4 protein-coding genes are annotated in these 4,687 nt (G+C 43.6%); 2 read left to right on the forward strand and 2 right to left on the reverse strand.

What is annotated here, in order from left to right:
* Nucleotides 1-574 precede the first annotated feature (574 nt).
* Nucleotides 575-880 carry a DUF3870 domain-containing protein gene (locus tag BMZ06_RS20225; protein ID WP_014644424.1) on the reverse strand — a complete coding sequence of 102 codons (306 nt, stop codon included), beginning with the start codon at nucleotides 878-880 and terminating at the stop codon, nucleotides 575-577.
* A gap of 19 nt (nucleotides 881-899) precedes the next feature.
* Entirely contained in the window at nucleotides 900-1,952 is a 1,053-nt protein-coding gene (locus tag BMZ06_RS20230; RefSeq protein WP_089755037.1) for a DctP family TRAP transporter solute-binding subunit, read from the reverse strand.
* Between the two features lie 94 nt (nucleotides 1,953-2,046).
* Here BMZ06_RS20230 and BMZ06_RS20235 point away from each other — a divergent pair, with 94 nt between their 5' ends.
* Both BMZ06_RS20235 and BMZ06_RS20240 read left to right on the forward strand, forming a co-directional pair.
* Nucleotides 2,047-3,666 (forward strand): ATP-binding protein, encoded by a 1,620-nt coding sequence (locus tag BMZ06_RS20235; RefSeq protein ID WP_089755039.1) that lies wholly within the window; start codon nucleotides 2,047-2,049, stop codon nucleotides 3,664-3,666.
* Nucleotides 3,644-4,330: a response regulator gene (locus tag BMZ06_RS20240; protein ID WP_089755041.1), complete on the forward strand. Its 687-nt coding sequence runs from the start codon at nucleotides 3,644-3,646 to the stop codon at nucleotides 4,328-4,330. Before BMZ06_RS20235 ends, BMZ06_RS20240 begins: the two co-directional genes overlap by 23 nt.
* Nucleotides 4,331-4,687 lie beyond the last annotated feature (357 nt).

The following is a 4,687-nucleotide window of genomic DNA, read 5'->3' on the forward strand; positions in this document are numbered from 1 at the left end:
CTCCCATGGGAGTCTCGCCATTTCCCCACCAACCCAGCGACCTCTTGTGAAACGTACCCTTCTAGAAGAAAAAGATTCTCCTTCTTAATCTGGATTAAATGCTTTTATGACAGGCTATTGCGGGTCGTTACATCCTAAAAATAGCTGCACAATCATGTGGTCTAATTTCTTATTACGCATGTGATGTCTGAAGTGGTTTCGAGCATCTGATTTGGCTAGGTCCGGAGGGGGATGATGAAGACTCCTGTGGGATAAACATGATCGGTAAGATCCCGGAAGGCGAAGCCTGAGGAAGCTTACCACAAGGGATGTTCGACTAAGATCGCCACCTCCTGTGGCAACGTCGAACGACCCTGCATCGTGCAGGGCCGGAAAGCGAAATCGTCCCCCGGAGGACCTTCCTCATACCCAATATCTCGAAATCGAGTCTTCCACAATCCGGCCCTATTGCTTAATATGTATTTTATGAATTAACAATTATTTCTAACTGAGCTTATTCTTAAGGCTGCAGTAAATTCCGCAATCCACCTTGGTTGTAAAAAAGAAAGAAAAAAGCCACCTGCTGTGGTGGCTTTTACTGGTGGAGTTGATATTGTTTGTATGAATCTTTCAAAGCAGCTTCGAGAGCATTCCCCGCTTTGCCGAGATAGCCTTCCTTAAGACGCGCGACCGGTTCGTCCGTACCTTCTTTTAAACTATAGCCTTTTAACAAGGATTTGATAAATTCTCTTCCGTGATCTGTGGCGAGAGTACAGGAAGCATCCACTATGACACCATATTTTTTGTCAACTTCCAAGGTAAGGGTTAAAGATTCAGAAATGTGGTTTGCGGCCATTCCAGTAGGTAGTTTGGAATGACCGGCAACAAATAAAGTGTTCATATTGATTCCTCCTGTGTTCTTATTGATATTTTTCTTGTAAGCGATAAACTTCTTCCATTAGAAGTTTCCCGGCAATAGGCTCCGTTTCCTGATAAACGGGTTGAACTGCCTCTTCCCACAAGGCGCGTTGTTCTTTTGTTAAATAATGCACCTCCAGGGAGTCGTCCCGTTTAATCTGACGGAGGTGTGTATCGTTAATTTCTATGGAATGCCTTTTAATCCAATCGGTCGTTTCTTCTAAGGCCTGTGAAATTATAGCTTGATGTTCGTTAGAAAGTTCACTCCAAAACTCGTCATTCATAAGGACTACATAACCCAGATAGCCGTGATTACTGATCGTTAAGTAGTCTTGTTCTTTGTATAGATTCTTAGAGTAAATGTTTGATAGAGTGTTTTCCTGACCATTAATAAAATTAACTTCCAAATTACTGTACGTTTTATTAAACGGAATCTGACTGGTACTTGCTCCAAGTGCATGGAACTGAGACTCAATAACAGGACTAGGCATGATTCTCACGTGAGTTTGATTGAAATCAGAAGGTAAGATCATCGGTTCTTCGCTGCTGGTCACCTGCTTATAGCCGTTGTACCAAAAGGTTATTCCTTTTACCTTAGGTCCCAAATGATTAATCAGTGTCTGACCAATCGTCCCCTCGTAAGCTTCCTCCACTGCTTGGTAGGTAGGGAAGGCAAATGGGAGATCAAGGACCTGCCATTTTGGGAACCGCTCGGTAAGCTTAGATGTAGCCGGTGCGATCATTTGAATATGTCCGTTTATTAATGCGTCATACTCATTTTGATCGTTATAAAGGGTTCCATTCGGATAAATCTCCACTTTAATATCCCCGTCTGTACGCTCATGGACTAGGGAAGCGAACCGCCGGACGGCTCTGCCTTTTGGGGTGTTTTCGGCAACGACGTGACTGAATTTAATTACGACCTTATCTTCAATTCCTTCCTGTTCATCATCGTACTGCAAGGAATCCTGGGATTCATTTAAATCAAATCCGAATACAAAAGCTGTCACGATTCCTGTGAAAATAAATAGACAAATGGCTGCGACCGTTTTCAAAGGGAATACTCCTTGTAATCGTTTCCAATAGTGTAACATAGGCCTGCTTTAAAGTGATACACTATTAATAATAGACGAGGGAGGAAGATCGGTCATGTCACTTAAACGGATGCCCATTCGCTGGAAGATTACTATTCTATCATTTGGAATTGTAGCCTTTACCGTTTTGATAGGCGGTATTATCATTATAGGAAATACGATTGAATCCAAAGAAGAATCACTTGGAGAGCATGCCCTCGTCACCGGAAGGACTATTGCAAATCTACCAGCTCTTAAAGAAGGATTAACCGAATCAGAGGGTTGGAAGAAAATCAATCCTGTAGTGGAGCGGATTCGTACAATTAACAGCTCTGACTATATCGTAGTCTTGAATATGAATCGAATTCGATATTCTCATCCGGTGGAAGAGAAGCTCGGAACTTTATCTTCGGGCAAGGATGAAGGGCCTGCCTTTGGGGAACACAGTTATACTTCAAAGGCCGAAGGGGTGATGGGAGTAGCTGTACGGGGTTTTGTTCCCGTGATGAATGAAGATCACGAGCAAATCGGTGTCGTGATTGTCGGAAATCTCCTACCCTCATTGCAGGAAATTCTGCTTGGAATGAAAAGCGAAATTCTGTTGGTGCTTTTATTAACTGGACTTTTCGGAATTACTGGTTCCTGGCTGCTAGCGAGGCATTTAAAAGAACAGACGTTTCATTTGGAACCTCACGAAGTGGTTCAGCTGCTTGTAGAGCGGACTGCTACCTTTCAGGCTATGAATGAAGGAATTGTAGCAATTGATAATGAAGGAAAAATTACAATTATGAACGATAAAGCTAAAAAGATTCTCGGTATTAAAGGAGATCAGAGAAAGCAAAGGATCGAACAGGTTATGCCGGACATCAGGCTTGGGGACGTACTCTCTTCGGGACAGGGTGTTTATAATGAAGAGCTTCGACTGGGGAGCACCTTAGTAATGAGCACACGTGTTCCGATAAGAGTAGAAGAAGAGACAATCGGTGCGGTGGTTATTTTCCAGGACCGGACGGATGTTACCAGACTCGCGGAGGAACTAACAGGCGTGAAAGCCTTTGTGGACGCTTTACGTGTTCAGAATCATGAGCACTTAAACAAGCTGCATACCATTGCTGGACTTATTCAACTGGATCAGAAAGATAAAGCACTAAACTTTGTATTTGAAACTTCAGAAAAACAAGAGCGCCTATCTAACTTTTTAGTAAAAAATCTAAAGGATTACAGTTTATCCGGTCTATTGCTAAGTAAAGTAAGCCGCGGTAAAGAACTTGGAATTGAAGTGGTTGTTGATAGCCAGAGTGAAATGCATCGTTATCCGCCTTTACTTGATCAGCATGATTTTGTTCTTATATTAGGCAATCTAATCGAAAATGCTTTTCATGCTTTTGAGGAAATGGAACGTGATGAAAAATGGATCGATGTTTCTATCTCGCAAGATGAACATAGCTGTGCCATCAGCGTAGAGGACAATGGCAAGGGGATTTCCAGTGAACAACAAGCAGCTATCTTCGAAAAAGGTTTTACAACAAAAGGACAGAAGGGCTCAGGGATTGGGCTTTATTTAGTGAATAATATCGTGGATAAAGGACTGGGAGAGATCGAAGTTTTTTCTCAAAATGGAGAAGGCACGAGCATATTAATTACGTTTCCTATGACACTTGAGGAGGATTCCTATGAGCAGGCAACAGGTTATTGAGGTGTTGTTAATTGAAGACGACCCCATGGTCCAGGAAGTGAATCGTCAATTCATTGAACGGGTGTCTCCGTTTCAAGTCGTTGATGTCGCTTCAGATGGGAAAGAAGGAGTGAAAATGGCCGAAGAGCTTTCTCCTCATCTGATCGTTTTGGATATTTTTATGCCGGGACAGGATGGTGTGGAAGCACTAAAAGAAATACGAAAGCATGCGTTTGATGTTGATGTCATTGTAATTACGGCAGCTAACGATAAAGATACCATCCGTTCCATGTTCAGGCACGGTGCCGTCGATTACCTGATTAAACCTTTTAAATTTGAGCGTCTGCAGCAAGCGCTCACAAAATACCGAGATTTCCGGTCGGAAATCAGCGGAGCGGGAGCTTTGCAGCAGCAGCAGATCGATGGGTTGGTGGGCAGTAAGATTGATCAGGGTGTTAAAGAATTACCTAAAGGATTAAATCAGCAGACCCTTGAGCAAATCACTACTTTTCTCAGCCGAAACTCTGATGCTTTATCTGCTGAACAGGTAGCGGACGGTGTGGGAATGGCCCGAGTGACAGCACGCAGGTATTTAGAATATCTTCAAAGGAAAGGTGATGTGGATATCGACATTCAGTACGGAGGGGTAGGGCGCCCAGTTAATCGCTATCAAATGAAAGTATAAGACTTTTTGCATATCAGGCAAAAGGTCTTTTTTATGTGTGCCCGGCACGGGTGTAAACTCTAGGGTTCAAGTCCCGAGCGGCGAAGGTCGTTGTAGCCGTTAGTCAAAGGCAAGGGTGTCCAGGGTGACCTGAAATCTGAAGGAAGCCGGAGACAAATTTCCGCCCCGAGGAACACAAATCTCATAAAAGGCTGTCTGTCTGGGGTGAGTCTGCATAACAAGACGAAACCCCAACGACCAAAGGGGCAGGCAGTAAATGAGGCGGGGATATGGAAAGGAAGTTTATGCTTTTACCCGGGGAGGTCTGATGGACAAGCCGTACACATGCGGTAACCGATTCCCCAAAGAATCGCTGAA

Origin of the sequence: Halobacillus alkaliphilus, from assembly GCF_900113125.1 — a bacterium.
GTDB lineage: Bacteria > Bacillota > Bacilli > Bacillales > Halobacillaceae > Halobacillus > Halobacillus alkaliphilus.